This is a genomic window from Enterobacter sp. QK-SA4, from assembly GCF_056856775.1.
This window is the reverse complement of record NZ_JBXFXH010000007.1, coordinates 862,656-885,582: the sequence shown is the minus strand read 5'-3', so window position 1 is coordinate 885,582 and position 22,927 is coordinate 862,656. Positions and strand designations below refer to the sequence as shown.

The window sequence follows — 22,927 nt, the reverse complement described above, 5'->3', positions numbered from 1 at the left end:
GAAACGTGCAGTGAATTTAAGTTCCCTCTCCCTCTGGGAGAGGGTTAGGGCGAGGGGAAGATGGGCACCCTCGCCCCTGCCCTCTCCCGAAAGGAGAGGGGGATAAACGATTACTCGTCTTCTAACAGTGCTTCGTACGCGGTCGCATCCAGCAGCGCGGCAACCTGAGATTCGTCGCTGGCTTTGATCTTGAAGATCCAGCCGCCTTCATAAGGCTCGCTGTTCACCAGCTCTGGCGAATCGCTCAGCGCGTCGTTGACGGCAACGATTTCGCCGCTCACAGGGGCATAGATGTCAGATGCCGCTTTAACGGACTCCGCCACGGCGCAGTCGTCGCCCGCGCTAACGGTCGTGCCCACCTCAGGCAGGTCAACAAACACCATGTCGCCCAGCAGCTCTTGCGCGTGCTCGGTGATCCCTACGGTGTAAGTGCCGTCCGCCTCTTTGCGCAGCCACTCGTGTTCTTTGCTGTATTTCAGTTCTGCTGGCACATTGCTCATTGAAGTTCTCCTGATAAAAATGATTAGGCGACCGGCTTACCGGCGCGAACAAAAATCGGTTTGGTCACGTTGACCGGCATTTCGCGGTTGCGGATTTGCACGACCGCCGTTTCGCCAATGCCCGCCGGCACGCGTGCCAGTGCAATACTGTAGCCCAGCGTCGGGGAGAAGGTACCGCTGGTGATCACGCCTTCGCGAGGATTGCCGTCAGCATCGGTAAAGCGCACCGGCAGTTCACCGCGCAGCACGCCCTTCTCGGTCATCACCAGACCCACCAGCTGTTCAGTGCCCTTCTCACGCTGCATCTCCAGCGCTTCACGACCAATAAAGTCACGGTCAGCCGGTTCCCACGCGATGGTCCAGCCCATATTGGCGGCCAGCGGAGAGACGCCTTCGTCCATCTCCTGACCGTAGAGGTTCATCCCCGCTTCCAGACGCAGCGTATCGCGCGCGCCCAGACCCGCAGGCTTCACGCCCGCTTCCACCAGCGCACGCCAGAAATCAGCGGCCTTCTCGTTCGGCATGGCAATTTCGTAGCCCGCTTCACCGGTGTAGCCGGTGGTGACGATAAACAGATCGCCCGCCTGCACGCCGAAGAACGGCTTCATGCCTTCGGTTGCTTTGCGTTGCTCGTCGTTAAACAGAGACGCGGCTTTCGCCTGCGCGTTCGGCCCCTGTACGGCGATCAGCGACAGGTCGTCACGGACGGTGATGTCGATGGCATAAGGTTCGGCGTGTTGGGTGATCCAGGAGAGGTCTTTTTCGCGGGTGGCGGAGTTGACAACGAGGCGGAAGAAATCTTCAGTGAAGTAGTAGACGATAAGGTCATCAATCACGCCGCCCGAGGCATTCAGCATGCCGGTGTAGAGCGCTTTACCCGGCGTCTTCAGTTTGGCAACGTCATTTGCCAGCAGATAACGCAAAAACTCCCGGGTGCGGCTGCCGCGCAGATCGACAATCGTCATGTGGGACACGTCGAACATACCGGCATCGGTGCGCACCGCGTGGTGCTCATCAATCTGCGAGCCGTAGTGCAGCGGCATCATCCAGCCATGAAAGTCCACCATGCGGGCGCCGCAAAACACGTGTTGTTCGTACAAAGGAGTCTGTTGAGCCATCTTGTCCTCGTTGAAAAATTCACCGTGAAACCCGGTGTCGGCCCCGTTACCTGGCGCCGACGCAAACGTTCTCTTTTACCCGAACTTACCACCTAAACCGGCGGTTAACCATAAGGTAAAACGGGTCATCACATTAGCTTATGACCAAAAAACGCTAAAAAGCCTACAGAGTTATTCACTGGAAAAATGCGATTAACCCGGCACAAAATTAACAATGATCTAACAGGATTTAGCACATGGTGATATTTCGTGCGGAAAAACGGGCCGAATTTCCGTAACATAAAATCTCACAGATTAGATTTTCTAATGCGAAAAATGACGTGAAATTAGAATATTTCAAACGAGGGAATTTCCCCGGCGCAGAGGCCGGGAAAATAAAGTGTGACGGGGATCGAGATTAGCGTAACCAGTAGGGAAGATCGTTAAGACCCATCGCCTGGCGAAGAAGTTGAGGTTTGACGCCAGGAAGCGTATCAGCCAGTTTAAGACCAATATCGCGCAGCAGTTTTTTCGCCGGATTCGCGCCGGCAAACAGCTCGCGGAAGCCCTGCATGCCCGCCAGCATCATCGCCGCACTGTGCTTGCGGCTACGCTCGTAGCGACGCAGGTACAGATGCTGACCGATATCTTTGCCTTCGCGGTGCAGGCGACGCAGTTCCTCAACCAGCTCCGCCGCGTCCATAAAGCCAAGGTTGACGCCCTGCCCGGCCAGCGGATGAATGGTATGCGCCGCATCACCGACCAGCGCCAGACGGTGCGCCGCAAACTGACGCGCGTAGCGGCCGGTTAACGGGAACACCTGCCGCTCGCTTTCAAGGGCGCATAAGCCAAGGCGGTTATCAAACGCCATGCACAGCGCCTGGTTAAAGGCATCCAGCGTCGCCTCCTGCATCAGCTGGGCTTTTTCAGGCACCAGGGACCAGACAATCGAGCACAGGTACGGATCGGCAAGCGGCAGGAACGCCAGAATGCCGTCGTTGTGGAAAATCTGCCGCGCCACGCCGCCGTGCGGCTCCTCTGTTCGGATCGTTGCCACCAGCGCGTGATGACGATAGTCCCAGAAGGTCAGCGGGATATCGGCTTTATTACGCAGCCAGGAGTTGGCACCGTCAGCGCCGACCACCAGACGCGCGGTCAGCATGTCGCCGCTCTGCAGGGTGATAAACGCCTCGTTTTCGCCCCATGCCACCTGCTGGATCTGCGCAGGCGCAATCAGGGTCACGTCACTGCACTGCTGTGCTTTCTGCCACAGCGCGTGGTGGATCACCGCGTTTTCGATGATATGGCCCAGATGGCTATAGCCCATGCTTTCATCATCAAAAGCAATATGACCAAAGCTGTCTTTATCCCACACTTCCATGCCGTGATAGCAGCTGGCGCGCTGCGCCACAATATCTGCCCAGACGCCAAGGTGCGTCAGCAATTTCTCGCTGGCGGCATTGATCGCCGAGACGCGGAGTTCCGGCGGGGCATCTGGCGCAACTGCCTGAGGCTGCTTTTGCTCCAGCACCGCCACGCGCAGGCCGCTGCCCTGTAAACCGCAGGCCAGCGCCAGTCCAACCATACCGCCGCCAACGATGGCGACATCAACATTTTGCACGGTGATAACTCCTTAACGCGCGACCCAACCAAGAGTCCGCTGCGCCAGCACGTCACGTGCCGGAATGAATAATTCCATCGCCATCAGCCCGAGGTTGCGACCCGCAACCAGCGGCGCCCAGCGATTGGCAAAGAGATGGACTAAGCCGTCGGTAACGCCGATTGTCGCCTCTTTATCGGCCTGACGTCGCTTCTGGTAATGGCTTAGCACCGGGTATGCGCCACAGTCTTTTTGCTCACCCCACGCCTGAGCAAGGATTTCCGCCAGGCTCATGACATCACGCAGGCCAAGGTTGAACCCTTGTCCGGCAATCGGATGTAATGTCTGCGCGGCGTTGCCGACCAGCGCCACGCGGTGAGAAACAGATTGCGATGCGGTGGTTAACGACAGCGGATAGACCGCACGTTTCCCCGCATGGGTAATACGCCCCAGCCGCCAGCCAAAGGCTTTCTGCAGCTCGGAACAAAAACGTTCGTCGGACCAGGCTTTAACCTCTTCGGCCTTATCCTGCGGATGGCACCAGACCAGCGAACAGCGCCCGTCCGACATCGGCAGCATTGCCAGCGGGCCATGCTGCGTAAAGCGTTCAAACGCCCTGCCGTGGTGTTCTGCTGCGGTAGAGACGTTGGCAATGACCGCCACCTGGCCGTACGGCTGCTGGCGCCACTCCACGCCGCACTGGGCGCCGAGCGATGAACGCGAGCCGTCCGCGGCGACCAGAAGCTGGCCTTCAAGCACGGTGCCGTTTTCCAGCGTTACGCTGACCGACTCCTCGCTGCGGCTCACGCCGGCCACGCGCGCCGGACAATGCAGCGTGACGCCCGGCGCATCCTGGAGCAGGCGGAACAGACGCAATCCGACGTCGTGCAGCTCAACAACCTGACCCAGCGCGTCAATGCGGTAATCCTGCGCGTCCAGCGTGACAAAGCCAGCATGGCCGCGATCGCTTACGTGAACGGTTTCAATTGCCGTCGCGCAATCGGCGATGGCCTGCCAGATGCCAATACGGGACAGCTGCTGGCAGGTACCCTGCGCCAGGGCAATAGCGCGGGAATCAAAACCGGGATGATTCTTTGCCTGCGGAGCGACGGCTTCCACCAGGTGCACCGCAAGCTGCCCCTTCGTCAAATGCGAAATGGCCAGCGCCAGCGTGGCCCCGGTCATGCCGCCGCCAACGATAATCACGCTCATGCGCGTGCCGCTGCCATCAGCGCCTCGATATCGTCAGCGTTTTTCACGACGCTCGCGGTCAGGTTTTCGTTACCGGTTTCGGTAATAACGATGTCATCTTCAATACGAATGCCAATCCCGCGGTACTCCTCAGGCACGTCGGCATCCGGCGCGATATACAGGCCTGGCTCCACGGTTAACACCATGCCCGGCTCCAGCACGCGCGAACGGTCGGCGCCGTACGCGCCGACGTCATGCACATCCAGCCCCAGCCAGTGGCTCAGGCCGTGCATGAAATACGGTCGATGCGCATTTTCAGCAATCAGGGTGTCTACGTCCCCTTTCAGGATCCCGAGCCTGACCAGGCCGGTAATCATGATGCGCACCACTTCGCCGGTCACTTCCTGCATGGAGGTACCGGGACGATACAGCCTGAGCGCCGTCTCAAGCGATTCCAGGACAATGTCGTAAATGGCGCGCTGTGCCGGTGAGAATTTACCGTTCACCGGGAAAGTACGGGTGATGTCCCCCGCGTAGCCCTGGTATTCGCAACCGGCGTCAATCAACACCAGATCGCCGTCGCGCAGCGCGCTTTCGTTTTCGGTGTAGTGCAGAATGCAGCCGTTTTCTCCGCCGCCAACAATGGTGTTGTAGGAGGGATAACGCGCGCCGTGGCGGTTAAATTCGTGGTGAATTTCGCCTTCCAGCTGGTATTCGAACAGCCCGGGACGGCACTTTTCCATGGCGCGGGTGTGCGCCAGGGCGCTGATTTCGCCCGCACGACGCATCAAATTCAGCTCTTCTTCAGACTTGAACAGGCGCATCTCATGCACCACCGGACGCCAGTCCGTCAGCGTGGCCGGCGCGGACAGGTTCTGCCGCGAGCCTTTGCGCAGCTTATCCAGCGCGGTAAAAACAATCTCATCGGCGTAGGCATATTCACCCTGCGCGTGATAGAGCACGTCGAGGCCGTTAAGCAGCTGATAGAGCTGCTGGTTGATTTCGCTAAACGCCAGCGCGCGGTCAACGCCCAGCTTCGCCGGTGCGGCCTCCTGGCCTAAGCGGCGGCCAAACCAGATTTCGGCTGTCAGATCGCGCACGCGGTTGAAAATCACGCTGTGGTTGTGGGTGTCATTGCTCTTAATCAGCACCAGCACCGCTTCCGGCTCGTTAAAGCCGGTGAAGTACCAGAAATCGCTGCTCTGGCGATAGGGATATTCGCTGTCGGCGCTGCGCGTAACTTCGGGCGCAGCAAAAATCAGCGCGGCGCTGCCCGGCTGCATTGTTGCCAGCAGCGCCTGACGGCGGCGCGAATACTCTTGACTCGAGATAACCATGACACCCTCCTGTGCGTTATTTTTCTTAATGTAAGGTTGGCTTGCGGACTTCCGGCGCGGTCGGCTGAGAGCGCGTGAAGTTGTCGTGGCACAGCAGAGCCGCCACGCGCACGTACTCGATAATCTCTTCAAGAGACATTTCCAGCTCTTCCTGGTCTTCGTCTTCATCGTAGCCGAGCTGGGCGATGTTACGCAGGTCGTCGATCGCCTCACCCGCTTCACCGGTCACTTTATCCAGTTTAGGCTGCGTCACGCCCAGCCCCAGCAGATAGTGGTTTACCCAGCCGGCCAGCGCATCGGCGCGATCGAACACGCTGACGTCGTCGCCTTCAGGCAGATAAAGCTGAAAAAGGAAGCCATCGTCTTCCAGCGAATCGCTGGTTGCAGCGTGCATTTTACGCAGCGCTTCCGCCAGCTCGTGACCAAACGCCAGCCCTTCATTCGTGAGGTCGTGGATCAGCGGCTGCCATGAGCTGTCGCTGTTTCCGCCGCACAGCATGCCACTGATCAGACCGTGCATTTCGGCAGGGGTTAAACCGATTCCCTGCTGGTTCAGTAACTGGTTTAAATCCTTGTAACCAGGCATTTCGTTCTGTATAGACATGAGCATTCGTCATCAAAGGGGGGAAGTTTCATGATATGCTACCACTTTGGACCCTGGTGATACCAGAAAAGGGCTTGTATCTTCACATCAGGGTAGCTATAGTGTCGCCCCTTCGCAGCCCCCGGGGCAGTAAGCGAAGGCAGCGCAGTCAATCAGCAGGAAGGTGGCATGTCTGCACAACCCGTCGATCTCCAGATTTTTGGCCGTTCACTGCGAGTGAATTGTCCGCCTGAACAAAGGGATGCTTTGAATCAGGCAGCGGACGATTTGAATCAGCGGTTGCAAGATCTAAAAGAACGCACTAGAGTCACAAATACTGAGCAGCTGGTTTTCATCGCCGCGTTGAACATCAGCTATGAACTGACTCAGGAAAAAGCGAAGACCCGCGACTACGCGGCAAGCATGGAGCAGCGCATTAAAATGCTCCAGCAGACCATAGAACAGGCATTGCTTGATCAAGGTCGCAATCCCGAAAGACCGGGACCAAAGTTTGAATAACACTTCTCAGTTGACTATGGTAGAGTAACTGTGAAGACAAAATTTCTCTGAGATGTTCGCAAGCGGGCCAGTCCCCTGAGCCGATATTTCATACCACAAGAATGTGGCGCTCCATGGTTGGTGAGCATGCTCGGTCCGTCCGAGAAGCCTTAAAACTATGACGACACATTCACCTTGAACCAAGGGTTCAAGGGTTACAGCCTGCGGCGGCATCTCGGAGATTCCCTCTCTTTTCTTCTACCGACTACCATGACCCAATTCCCTGAAGTTTCTGCTTCACGCCAGGACATCCGTCAGTTAATTCGTCAGCGCCGCCGTGCGTTAACCGCCGATCAGCAAGCGCATTTTGCCCAGCAGGCCGCCGCCCGTATGATGGCGTATCCCCCTGTCGTGATGGCGCGCACGGTTGCCCTGTTTCTGTCGTTTGACGGCGAGCTGGACACCCAACCGCTGATAGAGCAGCTCTGGCGCGCCGGGAAGAAGGTCTATCTGCCGGTGCTGCACCCGTTCAGCGAAGGTAATTTGCTGTTTCTGCACTACCACCCGCACAGCGAACTGGTGGTGAATCGCCTGAAAATCACCGAACCGAAACTCGACGTGCGCGACGTGCTCCCGCTGTCACAGCTGGATGTGCTGATTACACCGCTGGTGGCGTTTGATGAACAGGGCCAGCGTTTAGGGATGGGCGGCGGTTTTTATGACCGGACGCTGCAAAACTGGCAGCAGTACGGGTTGCAGCCGGTGGGCTATGCGCATGATTGTCAGGGCGTGGAGGCGTTGCCGGTGGAGAAGTGGGATGTGCCGTTGCCGGCGGTGGTGACGCCGTCGAAGTTGTGGGAATGGTGAATCAAACGTGCGGCCTGATGCCCTCACCCCAGCCCACTCCCACAGGGAGAGGGTGAAAACATAAAAAAACGGTAACTATCGTTACCGTTTTGCATTTACCTCGCCACAATTAGTACAGCAGACGCGCGCGAATTGTCCCCTGAATCGCCTTCATGCTCTGCAGCGCTTTCTCGGCAACATCGTCATCCGCTTCGATATCAATAACCACGTAGCCCATCTGCGAGTTCGTCTGCAGATACTGCGCGGCAATATTGACGCCCTGCTCGGCAAAGATCTGGTTAATCGCGGTCAGCACGCCTGGACGGTTTTCGTGGATGTGCAGCAGACGACGACCACCGTGCAGCGGCAGAGACACTTCCGGGAAGTTCACGGCAGAGAGCGTTGAACCGTTGTCGGAATATTTGCTCAGCTTACCCGCCACTTCCAGGCCGATATTTTCCTGCGCTTCCTGAGTCGAACCGCCGATGTGCGGCGTCAGGATCACGTTGTCGAACTCGCACAGCGGAGAGGTAAACGGATCGCTGTTGGTCGCAGGCTCCGTCGGGAAGACGTCGATGGCCGCGCCCGCCAGGTGCTTACGCTTCAGCGCATCCGCCAGTGCCGGGATATCGACAACCGTGCCGCGCGCGGCGTTGATCAGCAGTGAGCCCGGCTTCATCAGCGCCAGCTCTTCCGCGCCCATCATGTTTTTGGTGGACGCATTTTCCGGTACGTGCAGGCTCACCACGTCGCTCATGTTCAGCAGGTCAGACAGGTGTTGAACCTGGGTCGCATTGCCCAGCGGCAGCTTGCTTTCGATATCATAGAAAAACACGTGCATGCCCAGGGATTCCGCCAGAATACCGAGCTGCGTACCGATGTGGCCGTAACCGATAATCCCCAGTTTTTTACCACGCGCTTCATATGAGCCGGATGCCAGCTTGTTCCACACGCCGCGGTGCGCCTTGGCGTTCGCTTCAGGAATGCCGCGCAGCAGCAGCAGCAGTTCGCCGATCACCAGCTCCGCCACGGAACGGGTGTTGGAGAACGGGGCGTTGAAGACGGGAATACCGCGTTTGGCGGCAGCATTCAGGTCAACCTGGTTGGTACCGATGCAGAAGCAGCCGATAGCCACCAGCTTTTCCGCAGCGGCAATAACCTCTTCAGTCAGGTGAGTACGGGATCGCAGGCCAATGAAGTGGGCATCACGGATGGACGCTTTCAGTTCTTCGGTATCGAGCGCGCCTTTGTGAAATTCGATGTTGGTGTAACCTGCCGCACGAAGGCTATCGATTGCTTTTTGATGCACGCCCTCGACCAGCAGGAATTTAATCTTGTCTTTCTCCAGTGATACCTTTGCCATTTACCCGACCCTGTTTTTGTCTGAACTGATGTTGTGCTGGATATGAATCCGCTGTAGCCAACATATCAAAAAAAACTATTGCAGCAATATGAACGTTTGCGTCAGCACTCTGAAGAAAAGTCATACAGAGCAAAATGTCAGAGGAAAATGCTATGGAAATTTACAAACGCGGCAGGATCGGCAAAAGAGGCGGAAAAACGTGACACAAGTCACCGAATTTAGCTTTTCAAAAATTTTTTAGCGGGGGGAGGACTCCCCCCGTCAGATCATTTTACGATGGTTTTCACGCCATCAGCGGTGCCAATCAGCGCCACATCCGCGCCACGGTTGGCGAATAGCCCTACGGTCACTACGCCTGGGATAGCGTTGATGGCATTTTCCAGCGCAATCGCGTCGAGGATTTCCAGACCGTGAACGTCGAGGATCACGTTACCGTTATCGGTGACTACGCCCTGACGATATTCCGGACGACCGCCCAGCTTCACCAGCTGACGGGCAACCGCGCTACGGGCCATTGGGATCACTTCGACCGGCAGCGGGAAATTACCCAGAATGTCGACCTGCTTGGAGGCGTCCGCGATGCAGATAAACTTGTCCGCAACGGAGGCGATGATCTTCTCGCGCGTCAGCGCCGCGCCGCCGCCTTTGATCATCTGCATGTGGCCGTTGATTTCATCCGCGCCATCAACGTAAATCCCCAGACGATCCACTTCGTTGAGATCGAAAACGGTAATGCCGAGGCTTTTCAGCTTTTCCGTGGAAGCATCAGAGCTGGAAACCGCGCCCTCGATTTGCCCCTTCATCGTGCCCAGCGCATCGATAAAGTGTGCCGCGGTTGATCCCGTACCGACACCGACAATGGTACCCGGCTGCACGTACTGGAGAGCGGCCCATCCTACTGCTTTTTTCAGTTCATCCTGCGTCATGATCGTTTTGCCTGTGGTGTGAAAACTCAGGGCGCATTATAGAACACGTCGAATGGAATTCGTCTGCCACGAAGGGAAAATTGTGTCATAGTGCAGAATAAGCAAAATTAAGGAGCCAGCCAGAGCAATGAAACGTCCGGACTACAGAACACTACAGGCACTTGATGCAGTTATTCGTGAACGCGGTTTTGAGCGCGCGGCGCAAAAGCTTTGCATCACCCAGTCCGCCGTATCACAGCGTATCAAACAGCTTGAAAACATGTTCGGCCAGCCGCTGCTGGTGCGTACCGTGCCGCCACGTCCAACCGAGCAGGGGCAAAAGCTCCTCGCCCTGCTGCGCCAGGTTGAACTGCTGGAAGACGAGTGGCTGGGTGACGAACAGACGGGCTCTACGCCGCTGCTGCTCTCTCTGGCGGTCAACGCCGACAGTCTGGCAACCTGGCTGCTGCCGGCCCTTGCGCCGGTATTAGCGGACTCCCCTATCCGCCTGAATTTACAGGTTGAGGATGAAACCCGTACCCAGGAACGCCTGCGTCGCGGTGAAGTGGTTGGGGCGGTCAGTATCCAGCCTCAGGCCTTGCCAAGCTGTCTTGTCGATCAGTTGGGCGCGCTGGACTATCTTTTTGTGGGTTCAAAAGCCTTTGCCGAGCGCTACTTCCCGAACGGCGTCACCCGCGCCGCGCTGCTGAAAGCCCCTGCCGTGGCTTTCGACCATCTGGACGATATGCATCAGGCGTTCCTGCAGCAAAACTTCGATCTGCCGCCGGGCAGCGTGCCGTGCCATATCGTCAACTCGTCTGAAGCCTTTGTGCAACTTGCGCGTCAGGGCACCACCTGCTGCATGATCCCGCATCTGCAGATTGAGAAAGAGTTAAAAAGCGGTGAGCTGATTGACCTGACGCCGGGGCTGTATCAGCGCCGGATGCTCTACTGGCACCGTTTTGCGCCGGAAAGCCGCATGATGCGCAACGTCACCGACGCGCTGCTGGCGTACGGGCACAAGGTGTTGAGACAGGATTAATCGCTTGAATTCCCTCTCCCTGCGGGAGAGGGTTAGGGTGAGGGCAAATTACTGCGCCTTAGCCGCCTCAGTTTGCTGAGTTTGAGTTGGCTCCAGCTGGAACACCACATCCACCTGATCGTCAAACTGAATGGTTGGCTGCTCGTATGTTTCCTGAGCAGACACCGGGGCAGCATCAGCCTTCATCATCCGTACCATCGGGCTTGGCTGGTAGTTAGAGACGTGGTAACGCACGCTGTAAACCGGGCCGAGCTTGCTCTTAAAGCCTGAAGCCAGCTGTTCCGCCTGATGAATGGCATCATCAATCGCCGCTTTACGCGCTTCGTCTTTGTATTTTTCCGGTTGCGCAACGCCCAGCGATACGGAACGAATTTCGTTCAGACCCGCCTTCAGCGCGCCATCCAGCAGCGAGTTAAGCTTATCCAGCTGACGCACGGTCACTTCGACGGTACGCACGGCACGGTAGCCTTTCAGGATGCTTTTACCATTCTGGTAGTCATAATCGGGTTGAGTACGCAGGTTCGCGGAGTTGATATCTTTTTTACCGACACCGTTCTGCTCAAGGAAAGAGAGGTATTGCGCAACACGATCGTCAGCCTGCTTCTTGGCAGATGCCGCATCTTTCGCAGACACATTGACTTCAATTGCCAGCGTTGCGACATCGGGTACCGCGTCCACGCTTGCGGTGCCTGAAGTGACGATGTGCGGGCCATCCGGCAGTTCACTTGCCTGCACCGACACCGCACCAAAACTTACTAATGCCGCCAGGGCCATCACCTTAAACTTCACTGTTATTCCTCCATGTTGCGAAGAGTGCCCATTAACAGGGCGCATGCCAGCAAGCTTAGCGGGTCTTGTTCAGTTGTCCATAAGACAAGGATTAGTTGAACAATTCCTGAACGTGGTGAATCCCCTCTTTTGCCAGTTGAAAGGCAATAAACCACATCACCAGCCCTACCAGAGTGTTGATGATGCGCTGGGCTTTGGCCGTACGCAGACGAGGAGCCAGCCATGCAGCCAGAATGGCGAGGCCGAAGAACCAGAGGAAAGAGGCGCTAACCGTACCCAGCGCAAACCAGCGTTTCGGCTCAACGTCCAGTTGCCCGCCGAGGCTGCCCAGCACCACGAAGGTGTCCAGATAAACATGCGGATTAAGCCAGGTGACCGCCAGCATAGTAACGATAATCTTCCAGCGGCCCTGCTTCATGACTTCCGCGCTCGCCAGTTCGAGGTTGCTGCTCATCGCCGTTTTCAGGGCACCAAAACCGTACCAGAGCAGAAACGCTACGCCGCCCCAGGTGACCAGCGCCAGCAGCCAGGGAGACTGCATGAGCAATGCGCTGCCGCCAAAAATCCCGGCACAGATCAGCAGTAAATCGCTTACCGCACACAGCAGGGCAATCATCAGATGATACTGGCGGCGAATGCCCTGGTTCATCACAAACGCATTTTGCGGGCCAAGGGGAAGGATCATGGCCGCACCTAAGGCAAGCCCTTGAAAATAATAAGATAACATGACGAAATTCTCACAGTATTGTTCTGGAAGGAGACTATACTGCGCGAATTACATTAGAGGAAATGGATAATATTAATTGGTGATTAGCAGCACTTATAAGAATAAAGCCCGGTGGCGCTAGCGCTTACCGGGCCCGCGGGGGAAGTTATTCGGCTTCTTTGACTTTTTTGACGTTTACGTCCATCTGAGGGTACGGGAAGCTGATGCCGTTGGCATCGAAGTCGCGCTTAATGCGTTCCAGCACGTCCCAGTATACGTTTTGCAGATCGCTGCTTTTGCTCCAGATACGCACCACGAAATTAATGGAGGACGCGCCCAGCTCGTTCAGGCGAACCGTCTGCTCTTTGTCTTTCAGAATACGATCGTCTGAAGCAATGATATTAGTAATCAGCGACTTCACCTGATCGATGTCGGAGTCGTATGCCACGCTGATAATCAGTTCGTTACGACGCACCGGTTCACGGGAGAAGTTAATAATGTTGCCTGCAATGATTTTCCCGTTCGGCACGACCACGATGCGGCCATCCACGGTACGCATGGTCGTAGAGAAAATCTGCACCTGCAGCACGGTCCCGGCAATGCCGCCAAGGTCAACGTATTCGCCGGAGCGGAACGGACGGAAGGTGACCAGCAGAACGCCTGCCGCCAGGTTTGAAAGCGAACCCTGCAGCGCCAGACCAATAGCCAGGCCGGCGGCACCGAGAACGGCAATCACGGAGGCGGTTTGCACCCCAACACGGCCCAGCGCGGCAATCAGCGTGAAGGCGATAATGCCGTAGCGCACCAGTGCGGAGAGGAAGTCAGCCACCGTGGCGTCAATGTGACGGGCCAGCATTACGCGATTAACCGCGTTCGAAACGATACGCGCCACAATCATCCCGACGATGATGATGGCAATCGCCGCGACAATGTTCACGGCATAGCTCAGCAGCAGGGCCTGGTTGCGCACCAGCCAGTTACCGGCGTTATTGATGCTGTCTACAACATCGAGTTGTTCCATTTATTCTTCCTTTTGTTAAACCAAAACACAAAATCCATCCCCCATGGAGACAGGCAGGTCAGTAAAGGGTAAACAAAAAGCACCGGCTTTGCCAAACAGATCACAAAAACAGGTCTGACAGGGTATTGAAAAAGCATAAAAAAGGCCCGCATTTGCGGGCCTTCTGATGCTGTTAGCAGCTCAAATTACAGAACGTCGATTGCGTTCAGTTCTTTGAAAGCCTGCTCCAGACGGGTCACCATGGACGTCTGGGCTGCGCGCAGCCATACGCGTGGATCGTAGTATTTCTTGTTCGGCTGGTCTTCGCCTTTCGGGTTGCCCAGCTGGCCCTGCAGGTAAGCTTCGTTCGCTTTGTAGTACTGCAGGATACCGTCCCAGGTTGCCCACTGGGTATCGGTATCGATGTTCATTTTCACAACGCCATAGCTTACGGAGTCTTTGATTTCCTGAGCAGAAGAACCGGAACCGCCGTGGAAGACGAAGTTCAGGCTGTTGTGCGGCAGGTTGTGTTTCTTAGACACGTATTCCTGAGAATCACGCAGGATGGTTGGGGTCAGAACCACGTTACCTGGTTTGTAAACGCCGTGTACGTTACCGAAGGACGCTGCAATGGTGAAGCGTGGGCTGATTTTGCTCAGCTCGGTGTAAGCGTAATCAACGTCTTCTGGCTGGGTGTACAGTGCAGAAGCGTCCATGTGGCTGTTGTCCACGCCGTCTTCTTCACCACCGGTGCAACCCAGTTCGATTTCCAGGGTCATGTCCATTTTGGCCATGCGCGCCAGGTATTTGGAGCAGATTTCGATGTTTTCGTGCAGTGACTCTTCAGACAGGTCGATCATGTGAGAAGAGAACAGTGGCTTACCGGTAGCCGCGAAGTGTTTTTCACCCGCGTCCAGCAGACCGTCGATCCACGGCAGCAGTTTCTTCGCGCAGTGGTCAGTGTGCAGGATAACTGGAACACCGTAGTGCTCAGCCATCTGGTGTACGTGGTGCGCACCAGAGATAGCGCCCAGGATTGCAGCACCCTGAGGAATGTCAGTTTTCACGCCTTTACCTGCGATGAACGCAGCGCCGCCGTTAGAGAACTGAACGATAACTGGCGCTTTAACTTTAGCGGCAGTTTCCAGTACGGCGTTGATGGAGTCGGTACCCACGCAGTTAACTGCTGGCAGAGCGAAGTTGTTTTCTTTAGCTACCTGGAACACTTTCTGTACGTCATCACCAGTGATAACGCCAGGTTTTACGAAATCAAAAATTTTAGACATGTTGCTTAGTCCTGTATCTTCGGCCGTTAGAAAAGGTGCGAGCTCTTAAAAGCGCGCTGAAAATTGGGCAGGTTTCCCTGCCCTTGAATGGCTTACTTCTTAGCGCGCTCTTCGAGCATTGCTACTGCTGGCAGTACTTTGCCTTCCACAAATTCGAGGAATGCGCCGCCACCAGTGGAGATGTAGGAGATCTTGTCAGCGATACCGAACAGGTCGATTGCTGCCAGGGTGTCACCACCGCCTGCGATAGAGAACGCTTCGCTGTCTGCGATAGCGTTAGCAACGATTTCAGTACCTTTGCGGAAGTTCGGGAATTCGAACACGCCAACAGGACCGTTCCACAGGATAGTTTTCGCGTTTTTGAGGATTTCAGCCAGTTTCTGTGCAGAAACGTCGCCCAGATCCAGAATCTGCTCTTCGTCTTTGATGTCGTTGACAGATTTCAGAGTCGCGGTTGCGGTCTCGGAGAACTCGGTCGCGACGCGAACGTCAGTTGGAACCGGGATATCACAGGTACCCAGCAGGCGTTTGGCTTCGTCAACCAGGTCTGCTTCGTACAGGGATTTGCCCACGTTGTGGCCCTGAGCGGCAACGAAGGTGTTCGCGATACCACCGCCAACGATCAGCTGGTCAGCGATTTTAGAAAGGGAATCCAGAACGGTCAATTTGGTGGAAACTTTAGAACCACCAACGATAGCCACCATTGGACGAGCAGGTTCTTTCAGTGCTTTACCCAGCGCTTCCAGTTCGTCAGCCAGCAGAGGACCGGCACACGCAACGTCTGCGAATTTACCGATACCGTGGGTTGACGCCTGAGCACGGTGAGCCGTACCGAATGCATCCATCACGAACACGTCGCACAGTGCAGCGTATTTTTTGGACAGAGTTTCGTCGTCTTTCTTTTCGCCTTTGTTGAAGCGAACGTTTTCCAGAACAACCAGTTCACCGGCTGCCACTTCAACGCCGTCCAGGTAATCTTTAACCAGGCGAACCGGGTTGGACAGTTTGTCTTTCAGGTAATTAACCACTGGCAGCAGAGAGAACTCTTCGTTGTACTCGCCTTCAGTTGGACGACCCAGGTGGGAGGTGACCATCACTTTCGCGCCCTGCTTCAAAGCCAGTTCGATGGTTGGCAGAGATGCACGAATACGCGCGTCGCTGGTCACTTTGCCATCTTTAACCGGCACGTTCAGATCGGCACGGATGAAAACGCGTTTACCAGCCAGATCCAGATCGGTCATCTTAATTACAGACATGGTGAATCCTCTCGTTGATTCTTAAAGTTTTGCAGACGCACAATGCGTCTTACCTGAAACCTTGAGCGGCCATTGCTAACGTGGTGTCCAGCATTCGGTTAGCAAAGCCCCATTCGTTATCACACCAGACCAGCGTCTTGATAAGGTGCGCGCCACTGACCCTCGTTTGCGTGCCATCGACGATGGCGCTGTGCGGGTCGTGGTTAAAATCTACTGAGACCAACGGTAATTCCGTATAGTCAACTATACCATGAAATGCCCCCTGTGCCGCTTTTTGCAGCAACAGGTTGACTTCACAGGCTTTTACCGGTTTTTTCACCGTCACGCTAAGATCGATTGCGGTGACGTTAATCGTCGGGACACGCACGGCAATCGCTTCAAACCGGTCATTAAACTGCGGAAAAATACGGGTGATCCCTGCCGCCAGTTTCGTATCCACCGGAATGATTGACTGGCTCGCCGCGCGAGTGCGTCGTAAATCCGGGTGGTAGGCGTCGATAACCTGCTGATCATGCATGGCGGAGTGAATCGTGGTCACGGTGCCGGATTCAATGCCATACGCATCGTCTAACAGTTTGATGACCGGAATAATGCAGTTAGTGGTACAGGAGGCGTTGGAAACAATGCGGTGTTCGGCCTGCAGCTCATGCTGGTTGACGCCAAACACGACGGTCGCGTCGAGGTCGTTACTGCCGGGATGAGAAAACAGGACTTTTTTCGCGCCTGCAGCAAGATGCGCTTCGCCATGTTCGCGGTTGCCGTACACGCCGGTACAGTCAAGCACCACATCCACACCCAGTTCACGCCAGGGTAGCCCGGAGATGCTGTTCTCATGCAGCACGCGAATAGCGTCGTCACCAACAAAAAGTCGATCTCTTTCCTGGCGTACGTCCCAGGCAAAGCGTCCGTGGCTGGTGTCATATTTCAACAAATGCGCCATGCCCGCAGCATCCGCCAGTTCGTTGATTGCCACCACGGTTATTTCCGCCCGACGTCCGGATTCATATAAAGCACGAACCACGTTACGTCCGATGCGACCGAAGCCATTAATCGCTACGCGTACGGTCATAGATCTCCTGCAAAGCAATCCCTGAGTTTGAGGTGGCTGAAAGAGTAATCCAGCTACGCCCGAAGGGGAATCCTTGCTGTCACAAACTGCGATTGATTGGTCAATTGTCGAACATTTAATCGACTGAAACGCTTCAGCAAGAATAAGCGAATCGGGGAATAAAAGGAATGTCTGTCCAGATGAATAAGCGCGCTATATGACTTGCGTCACATTTTAAGTGGAATAATGCCTACAAAAAAGCCGGGTGGCGCGCTAGCGCTTACCCGGCCTACTTTCGAGCCATTTGTAGGCCCGGTAAGCGCTAGCGCGCCACCGGGCAAAACAGCATTTACAGCAGTTCTTTCGCTTTCGCGACAACGTTCTCAACGGTGAAGCCGAACTCTTCGAACAGCTGTTCTGCAGGAGCAGATTCACCGAAGGTGGTCATACCGACGATAGCGCCGTTCAGGCCCACGTATTTGAACCAGTAGTCAGCGATACCCGCTTCCACTGCCACGCGAGCGGAAACCGCTTTAGGCAGCACGGATTCACGGTAAGCGGCATCCTGCTTGTCGAACGCGTCGGTAGACGGCATGGAAACCACGCGCGCTTTCACGCCTTCGGCAGTCAGTTTTTCCCACGCTGCAACCGCCAGTTCAACTTCAGAACCGGTGGCGATGAAGATCAGCTCCGGCTGGCCCGCGCAATCTTTCAGCACATAACCACCTCGAGCGATGTTCGCCAGCTGCTCTGGAGTACGCTCCTGCTGTGCCAGATTCTGACGGGAGAGGATCAGCGCGGTTGGACCGTCCTGACGCTCAACGCCGTATTTCCACGCCACCGCGGATTCAACCTGGTCACATGGACGCCATGTGCTCATGTTCGGGGTCACGCGCAGGGAAGCCACCTGCTCTACCGGCTGGTGAGTTGGACCATCTTCGCCCAGACCGATGGAGTCGTGGGTGTAGACCATCACCTGACGCTGTTTCATCAGCGCGGCCATACGCACGGCGTTACGTGCGTATTCAACGAACATCAGGAAGGTAGAGGTGTACGGCAGGAAACCGCCGTGCAGGGAGATACCGTTGGCAATCGCGGTCATACCGAATTCACGTACACCGTAATGGATGTAGTTACCGGCAGTATCTTCGTTGATTGGCTTGGAACCAGACCACAGGGTCAGGTTAGATGGCGCCAGGTCAGCGGAGCCGCCCAGGAATTCTGGAAGCCATGGGCCGAACGCTTCAATCGCATTCTGAGACGCTTTACGGCTCGCGATTTTAGACGGGTTCGCCTGCAGCTTAGCGATGAATTCGTTCGCTTTCGCGTCGAAGTCAGACGGCATATCACCTTTCATACGACGGGTAAATTCAGCCGCTTCCTGCGGGAACGCTTTCGCATAGGCAGCGAATTTCTCGTTCCAGGCCGCTTCTTTCGCCTGGCCTACTTCTTTTGCATCCCACTGAGCGTAGATCTCAGACGGGATTTCGAATGCAGGGTGTTTCCAGCCCAGCGCTTCGCGGGTCAGTGCGATTTCCGCATCACCCAATGGCGCACCGTGGGAGTCGTGAGTACCCGCTTTGTTCGGGGAACCGAAGCCGATGATGGTTTTGCACATCAGCAGGGACGGTTTGTCCGTCACCGCGCGCGCTTCTTCCACTGCACGTTTAATCGAGTCAGCATCGTGACCATCAACGCCACGCACTACGTGCCAGCCGTAGGCTTCGAAACGTGCTGCGGTGTCGTCGGTGAACCAGCCTTCAACGTGACCGTCGATGGAGATACCGTTGTCGTCATAGAACGCAACCAGTTTGCCCAGCTTCAGGGTACCTGCCAGGGAGCACACTTCGTGAGAAATGCCTTCCATCATGCAGCCGTCGCCCATGAACGCGTAGGTGAAGTGGTCTACGATGTCGTGACCAGGACGGTTGAACTGCGCCGCCAGCGTCTTCTCGGCAATCGCCATACCCACAGCGTTAGCAATACCCTGACCCAGCGGGCCGGTGGTGGTTTCTACGCCAGCGGTGTAACCCACTTCCGGGTGACCTGGAGTTTTGGAGTGCAGCTGACGGAAGTTTTTCAGCTCTTCAATTGGCAGATCGTAGCCGGTGAGGTGCAGCAGGCTATAGATCAGCATTGAGCCGTGGCCGTTGGACAGCACGAAGCGGTCGCGGTCAGCCCATGACGGGTTCTGCGGGTTGTGGTTCAGGAAATCACGCCACAGGACTTCGGCGATATCAGCCATACCCATAGGAGCCCCTGGGTGGCCGGATTTGGCTTTCTGTACTGCGTCCATGCTCAGCGCACGAATAGCATTAGCAAGCTCTTTACGTGAGGACATTTTAACTCCAGATCGGACTGTTAAAGGCCATGCCCTTGACGACAGCGCGTTTTGGGCTACGCCGGAAAAAAGTGCCAACAATGTAACCCAAGCCGCAAGTCATGTACATGGAGCATTCTTTTGCTTGTTAAGAAATCTCTGGATCATGCTCGCATGTTGCGCAATCTGCTCGCCCGGCCCTGCAGATATTCCTTATACTTAGCCCGACACCGGCTTCGCTGACGGTGCCCTTTTCGGATTTTATTCAGTTTAACGAGTACGGAAGCAACCTCATGAAAATGCGTGCAATAGTGCTGGCCCTGGGTACAACGCTCCTGCTGAGCGGCTGTCAGAATATGGATTCTAACGGTCTGATGACGTCAGGCGCAGAGGCCTTTCAGGCCTATTCCCTGAGCGATGCGCAGGTGAAAGCGCTGAGCGACCAGGCCTGTAAAGATATGGACGGAAAAGCCACGCTTGCGCCGGCTAACAGTACCTACACGCAGCGTCTGAATAAGATTGCTTCCGCGCTGGGCGACAACATCAACGGCCAGCCGGTGAACTACAAGGTGTACATGGCGAAAGACGTGAACGCCTTCGCGATGGCGAACGGCTGTATCCGCGTCTATAGCGGACTGATGGACATGATGACCGACAACGAAGTGGAAGCGGTGATCGGCCACGAAATGGGCCACGTTGCCCTGGGCCACGTGAAGAAAGGGATGCAGGTTGCCCTGGGCACCAATGCCATCCGCGCAGCGGCGGCCTCAGCGGGCGGTATCGTTGGCAGCCTGTCGCAGTCACAGCTTGGGGACGTGGGTGAAAAGCTGGTTAACTCTCAGTTCTCACAGCGTCAGGAGTCCGAGGCGGATGACTACTCATACGATCTGTTGCGCAAACGCGGCATTAATCCATCAGGCTTAGCCACCAGCTTCGAAAAACTGGCCAAGCTGGAAGCCGGACGCCAAAGCTCCATGTTTGACGATCACCCGGCCTCAGAAGAACGCGCACAGCATATTCGCGACCGTATGGCCGCAGACGGAATTAAATAATTTCAGAAGGAGGCAATTTTGCCTCCTTTTTATTTCGCATGAATTGTTAACTTAACAGCACGTATCGATAACACCCCTGAAAGCCCCGCCAAATCTGCCCTATCGCATTGAAATGTCTGGTCACATAATTATTGCAAAGGTCTCTTTTTCCGGTAATTATCACGCCCGCAGTTATTCAAATTACTATATCCAGACAGAGACGTTCCCTCCGTGAAAAAAGAATTATCATTAATTGCTTTAAGCTTATTTTCCGCATTACCTGCCGCTGCAAGCCAGCAATCCGACAGCCAGGGTTTTATTGACGACAGCCATCTGGATCTGTTTTTACGCAATGCGTATATCAGCCGCGACTACCATCAGGGCCAGCAGGACAAAGCCGAGTGGGGTCAGGGGATCATCGCCACCTTTGCATCCGGCTATACCGAAGGGCTGGTGGGCTTTGGCGTGGACGGTATTGCTCAATACGGCGTGCGCCTGGACGGCGGCCGTGGCAAGAGCGGCGCGGGCGGCATCGACTTCTTTAAGCAGGAAGATGACGGCCGGGCAAAATCCGATCTGGCAAAGTTTGGCGCCACCGCCAAAATGCGCATCTCGAATACCGTACTGAGCTACGGGAATCAGCGTCCTGAGCTGCCTATCATCAATGCCGACAGCTCTCGCCTGCTGTTTGAAAGCTACACCGGCACCATGCTGACCTCAAAAGAGATCGACGGTCTGGAAGTCAACGCTGGTTACTTCACCGACGAGCAGCGTAAAAGCGATGACCGCCACGACAGCGGGCTGAAGAGCCTCTCCTTCGGCGGTGCGAGCTATCAGTTTAACGACCAGTTCAGCGGCGCGCTGTACGCCTCTCATAATGAAGAGGTAATGAACAAGCAGTACCTGGGCATGAACTTCAAACAGCCGTTCAGCACCGGGCAGCAGCTGGTACTCGACTTCAACGGCTATAACTCCCGTCTGGACCAGGGTTACGCGGACAGCCTCGACACGGGCCGCAGCAACACCATCTGGAGCCTGGCGGCGAGCTACATCTGGGACATTCACACGTTCAAAGTGGCGTACCAGCAGAGCAGCGGCAGCACCGGCTACAACTACGGCGGCTATCGCGACAAGGGCGGCGTGGGTGACGGCGGTAACACCATCTGGCTGGCGAACTCCTACTGGTCTGATTTTAACGGCGAAGATGAACGTTCCTGGCAGGCATCCTACGGTCTGGACTTTGCCGGCCTTGGCTTACCGGGCCTGAGCTGGACCACCGCCTACGTGCGCGGCGATAACATCAAAACCTCTGAAACCAGCAACGGCAAAGAGCACGAGTGGTTTAACCAGATCCAGTACCAGGTGCAGGATGGTCCGGCGAAGGATCTGAAGCTGAAACTGCGCTACTCCGTCCTGCGCGTCTCCAGCAACGCCAGCGAGTACAACGTGGGCGGGGACGAGATCCGCGCTTACGTGGAATACCCGTTTAACGTGTTCTGAAGGCAATAAAAAACCTCTCAGTAGAGAGGTTTTTTTTCACGCAAGGCGAGGCTTATTCGCCTTTTTTGGCTGCCTGAATGTAGAGCATTTCCAGCGCCAGAGTCGCTGCGGCCAGCGCGGTGATCTCGGACTGGTCGTACGCAGGCGCCACTTCCACCACGTCCATCCCGACAATGTTCAGATCCTTCAGGCCGCGCACCAGCTTAATGGCACGATCTGAGGTCAAACCGCCGATGACCGGCGTACCGGTGCCCGGTGCAAATGCCGGATCCAGACAGTCGATGTCGAAGGTCAGATACACGGGCATATCACCCACGATCTGCTTCACCTGAGCGATGATGTCGTCGACGCCGCGATCGTTAACCTGGCCCGCATCCAGCACGGTGAAACCGTTGTCTTTGTCGAACTCGGTACGAATACCGATCTGCACTGAGTGGTTCGGGTCGATCAGACCTTCGTTCGGCGCGGTGAAGAACATTGTGCCGTGGTCGAACTCGCAGCCGTTCGCGTAGGTGTCGGTATGCGCATCGAAGTGCACCAGCGCCATTTTACCGAAGTGCTTCGCGTGGGCGCGCAGCAGCGGCAGGGTCACGAAGTGGTCGCCGCCGAAGGAGAGCATGCGCTTACCGGCAGCGAGCAGCTTCTCGGCGTGCGCCTGCAGCTTCTCGCTCATCTCACGCGCGTCGCCGAAGGCGTACACCAGGTCACCGCAGTCCACCACGTTCAGGCGCTCGCGCATGTCGAAGTTCCACGGGAAGCGGTTATGCTCCCAGGCCAGGTTAGTGGAAACCTGACGGATCGCTGCCGGGCCGTGACGACCACCCGCGCGGCCAGATGTTGCCATATCGAACGGCACGCCGGTGATCACCCAGTCAGCGTCGCTGTCGTACGGCTGGAAGTTCATCGGAAGGCGTAAAAAACCAAACGCGTTAGATACCAGAGAGTTATCGTACTGATGACCTAAAGTGCTCATGTCCTGACCTCTTTTAAAGTCGATACATTAAAAACAGATGAAAAAAAATCCCCTCC

At 55.9% G+C, this 22,927-nt stretch carries 21 protein-coding genes and 1 other RNA gene; 6 read left to right on the top strand and 16 right to left on the bottom strand.

Annotation, left to right across the window (positions count from 1 at the left end; genetic code table 11):
* Nucleotides 1-110: 110 nt before the first annotated feature.
* The 6 genes from gcvH to AC1VYI_RS05880 form a co-directional block, all read right to left on the bottom strand.
* Nucleotides 111-500 carry a glycine cleavage system protein GcvH gene (gene gcvH, locus AC1VYI_RS05905; RefSeq protein ID WP_134867175.1) on the bottom strand — a complete coding sequence of 130 codons (390 nt, stop codon included), beginning with the start codon at nucleotides 498-500 and terminating at the stop codon, nucleotides 111-113.
* 23 nt (nucleotides 501-523) lie between these two features.
* A complete protein-coding gene (gene gcvT, locus AC1VYI_RS05900; protein WP_482878279.1) occupies nucleotides 524-1,618 on the bottom strand; it encodes a glycine cleavage system aminomethyltransferase GcvT in 1,095 nt (364 codons plus the stop codon).
* A gap of 397 nt (nucleotides 1,619-2,015) precedes the next feature.
* Complete coding sequence (ubiI, locus tag AC1VYI_RS05895; protein ID WP_134867173.1) at nucleotides 2,016-3,218, bottom strand: FAD-dependent 2-octaprenylphenol hydroxylase; 1,203 nt, start codon at nucleotides 3,216-3,218, stop codon at nucleotides 2,016-2,018.
* A 12-nt stretch (nucleotides 3,219-3,230) separates the two neighbouring features.
* Nucleotides 3,231-4,409 carry a 2-octaprenyl-6-methoxyphenyl hydroxylase gene (ubiH, locus tag AC1VYI_RS05890; RefSeq protein ID WP_134867172.1) on the bottom strand — a complete coding sequence of 393 codons (1,179 nt, stop codon included), beginning with the start codon at nucleotides 4,407-4,409 and terminating at the stop codon, nucleotides 3,231-3,233.
* The gene (gene pepP / locus AC1VYI_RS05885; RefSeq protein WP_123244558.1) at nucleotides 4,406-5,719 is read right to left on the bottom strand and encodes a Xaa-Pro aminopeptidase; all 1,314 of its coding nucleotides are present in this window, start codon (nucleotides 5,717-5,719) and stop codon (nucleotides 4,406-4,408) included. Before pepP ends, ubiH begins: the two co-directional genes overlap by 4 nt.
* Before the next feature lie 31 nt (nucleotides 5,720-5,750).
* A complete protein-coding gene (locus AC1VYI_RS05880) occupies nucleotides 5,751-6,329 on the bottom strand; it encodes a YecA/YgfB family protein (protein WP_023333316.1) in 579 nt (192 codons plus the stop codon).
* 168 nt (nucleotides 6,330-6,497) lie between these two features.
* On the opposite strand from AC1VYI_RS05880, the gene zapA reads away from it, so the two are divergent.
* From zapA to AC1VYI_RS05865, 3 genes are all read left to right on the top strand, one after another.
* Nucleotides 6,498-6,827 (top strand): cell division protein ZapA, encoded by a 330-nt coding sequence (gene zapA, locus AC1VYI_RS05875; protein ID WP_006811891.1) that lies wholly within the window; start codon nucleotides 6,498-6,500, stop codon nucleotides 6,825-6,827.
* A gap of 41 nt (nucleotides 6,828-6,868) precedes the next feature.
* Nucleotides 6,869-7,052: non-coding RNA, 6S RNA (gene ssrS, locus AC1VYI_RS05870), on the top strand.
* Between the two features lie 24 nt (nucleotides 7,053-7,076).
* Entirely contained in the window at nucleotides 7,077-7,673 is a 597-nt protein-coding gene (locus AC1VYI_RS05865) for a 5-formyltetrahydrofolate cyclo-ligase (protein WP_134867171.1), read from the top strand.
* 109 nt (nucleotides 7,674-7,782) lie between these two features.
* Here the strand turns inward: AC1VYI_RS05865 and serA are convergent, their stop codons facing one another.
* Together serA and rpiA are read right to left on the bottom strand one after the other, a co-directional pair.
* Complete coding sequence (gene serA, locus AC1VYI_RS05860; protein ID WP_023309113.1) at nucleotides 7,783-9,015, bottom strand: phosphoglycerate dehydrogenase; 1,233 nt, start codon at nucleotides 9,013-9,015, stop codon at nucleotides 7,783-7,785.
* Nucleotides 9,016-9,281: 266 nt separating this feature from the next.
* Nucleotides 9,282-9,941, bottom strand: coding sequence for a ribose-5-phosphate isomerase RpiA (rpiA, locus tag AC1VYI_RS05855; RefSeq protein ID WP_014885151.1), 660 nt, complete (start codon nucleotides 9,939-9,941; stop codon nucleotides 9,282-9,284).
* Between the two features lie 127 nt (nucleotides 9,942-10,068).
* On the opposite strand from rpiA, the gene argP reads away from it, so the two are divergent.
* The gene (gene argP, locus AC1VYI_RS05850) at nucleotides 10,069-10,962 is read left to right on the top strand and encodes a DNA-binding transcriptional regulator ArgP (protein WP_008499727.1); all 894 of its coding nucleotides are present in this window, start codon (nucleotides 10,069-10,071) and stop codon (nucleotides 10,960-10,962) included.
* 48 nt (nucleotides 10,963-11,010) lie between these two features.
* On the opposite strand, the gene AC1VYI_RS05845 is transcribed toward argP, so the two are convergent.
* The 7 genes from AC1VYI_RS05845 to tkt all read right to left on the bottom strand — a co-directional run bounded on the left by AC1VYI_RS05845 (nucleotide 11,011) and on the right by tkt (nucleotide 19,388).
* Nucleotides 11,011-11,751: an oxidative stress defense protein gene (locus AC1VYI_RS05845; protein ID WP_023309114.1), complete on the bottom strand. Its 741-nt coding sequence runs from the start codon at nucleotides 11,749-11,751 to the stop codon at nucleotides 11,011-11,013.
* 91 nt (nucleotides 11,752-11,842) lie between these two features.
* Nucleotides 11,843-12,478 carry an arginine exporter ArgO gene (gene argO, locus AC1VYI_RS05840; RefSeq protein ID WP_021242063.1) on the bottom strand — a complete coding sequence of 212 codons (636 nt, stop codon included), beginning with the start codon at nucleotides 12,476-12,478 and terminating at the stop codon, nucleotides 11,843-11,845.
* A gap of 145 nt (nucleotides 12,479-12,623) precedes the next feature.
* A complete protein-coding gene (locus tag AC1VYI_RS05835; RefSeq protein ID WP_023309115.1) occupies nucleotides 12,624-13,478 on the bottom strand; it encodes a small-conductance mechanosensitive channel MscS in 855 nt (284 codons plus the stop codon).
* 185 nt (nucleotides 13,479-13,663) lie between these two features.
* Entirely contained in the window at nucleotides 13,664-14,743 is a 1,080-nt protein-coding gene (fbaA, locus tag AC1VYI_RS05830) for a class II fructose-bisphosphate aldolase (RefSeq protein ID WP_008499731.1), read from the bottom strand.
* 92 nt (nucleotides 14,744-14,835) lie between these two features.
* A complete protein-coding gene (pgk, locus tag AC1VYI_RS05825) occupies nucleotides 14,836-15,999 on the bottom strand; it encodes a phosphoglycerate kinase (protein WP_023309116.1) in 1,164 nt (387 codons plus the stop codon).
* A gap of 49 nt (nucleotides 16,000-16,048) precedes the next feature.
* Nucleotides 16,049-17,068, bottom strand: coding sequence for an erythrose-4-phosphate dehydrogenase (gene epd, locus AC1VYI_RS05820; protein ID WP_134867170.1), 1,020 nt, complete (start codon nucleotides 17,066-17,068; stop codon nucleotides 16,049-16,051).
* Nucleotides 17,069-17,396: 328 nt separating this feature from the next.
* A complete protein-coding gene (tkt, locus tag AC1VYI_RS05815) occupies nucleotides 17,397-19,388 on the bottom strand; it encodes a transketolase (protein WP_045355615.1) in 1,992 nt (663 codons plus the stop codon).
* Nucleotides 19,389-19,660: 272 nt separating this feature from the next.
* Here tkt and loiP point away from each other — a divergent pair, with 272 nt between their 5' ends.
* Together loiP and AC1VYI_RS05805 are read left to right on the top strand one after the other, a co-directional pair.
* On the top strand, nucleotides 19,661-20,419 hold the full coding sequence (gene loiP / locus AC1VYI_RS05810) for a metalloprotease LoiP (RefSeq protein WP_021242066.1): 759 nt from the start codon (nucleotides 19,661-19,663) through the stop codon (nucleotides 20,417-20,419).
* 210 nt (nucleotides 20,420-20,629) lie between these two features.
* A complete protein-coding gene (locus tag AC1VYI_RS05805; protein ID WP_134867169.1) occupies nucleotides 20,630-21,898 on the top strand; it encodes an OprD family outer membrane porin in 1,269 nt (422 codons plus the stop codon).
* Between the two features lie 52 nt (nucleotides 21,899-21,950).
* Here AC1VYI_RS05805 and speB read toward each other — a convergent pair whose 3' ends face one another.
* Nucleotides 21,951-22,871, bottom strand: coding sequence for an agmatinase (gene speB / locus AC1VYI_RS05800; protein WP_014071686.1), 921 nt, complete (start codon nucleotides 22,869-22,871; stop codon nucleotides 21,951-21,953).
* Nucleotides 22,872-22,927: the final 56 nt, after the last annotated feature.

Coding starts and splice junctions, on each gene's coding strand:
- AC1VYI_RS05880 (WP_023333316.1), bottom strand. CDS start 6,329: ATGTCTATACAGAACGAAATGCCTGGTTACAAGGATTTAAACCAGTTA.
- tkt (WP_045355615.1), bottom strand. CDS start 19,388: ATGTCCTCACGTAAAGAGCTTGCTAATGCTATTCGTGCGCTGAGCATG.
- argP (WP_008499727.1), top strand. CDS start 10,069: ATGAAACGTCCGGACTACAGAACACTACAGGCACTTGATGCAGTTATT.
- zapA (WP_006811891.1), top strand. CDS start 6,498: ATGTCTGCACAACCCGTCGATCTCCAGATTTTTGGCCGTTCACTGCGA.
- gcvH (WP_134867175.1), bottom strand. CDS start 500: ATGAGCAATGTGCCAGCAGAACTGAAATACAGCAAAGAACACGAGTGG.
- loiP (WP_021242066.1), top strand. CDS start 19,661: ATGAAAATGCGTGCAATAGTGCTGGCCCTGGGTACAACGCTCCTGCTG.
- gcvT (WP_482878279.1), bottom strand. CDS start 1,618: ATGGCTCAACAGACTCCTTTGTACGAACAACACGTGTTTTGCGGCGCC.
- pgk (WP_023309116.1), bottom strand. CDS start 15,999: ATGTCTGTAATTAAGATGACCGATCTGGATCTGGCTGGTAAACGCGTT.
- speB (WP_014071686.1), bottom strand. CDS start 22,871: ATGAGCACTTTAGGTCATCAGTACGATAACTCTCTGGTATCTAACGCG.
- ubiH (WP_134867172.1), bottom strand. CDS start 4,409: ATGAGCGTGATTATCGTTGGCGGCGGCATGACCGGGGCCACGCTGGCG.
- argO (WP_021242063.1), bottom strand. CDS start 12,478: ATGTTATCTTATTATTTTCAAGGGCTTGCCTTAGGTGCGGCCATGATC.
- serA (WP_023309113.1), bottom strand. CDS start 9,015: ATGGCAAAGGTATCACTGGAGAAAGACAAGATTAAATTCCTGCTGGTC.
- rpiA (WP_014885151.1), bottom strand. CDS start 9,941: ATGACGCAGGATGAACTGAAAAAAGCAGTAGGATGGGCCGCTCTCCAG.
- epd (WP_134867170.1), bottom strand. CDS start 17,068: ATGACCGTACGCGTAGCGATTAATGGCTTCGGTCGCATCGGACGTAAC.
- AC1VYI_RS05865 (WP_134867171.1), top strand. CDS start 7,077: ATGACCCAATTCCCTGAAGTTTCTGCTTCACGCCAGGACATCCGTCAG.
- AC1VYI_RS05835 (WP_023309115.1), bottom strand. CDS start 13,478: ATGGAACAACTCGATGTTGTAGACAGCATCAATAACGCCGGTAACTGG.
- fbaA (WP_008499731.1), bottom strand. CDS start 14,743: ATGTCTAAAATTTTTGATTTCGTAAAACCTGGCGTTATCACTGGTGAT.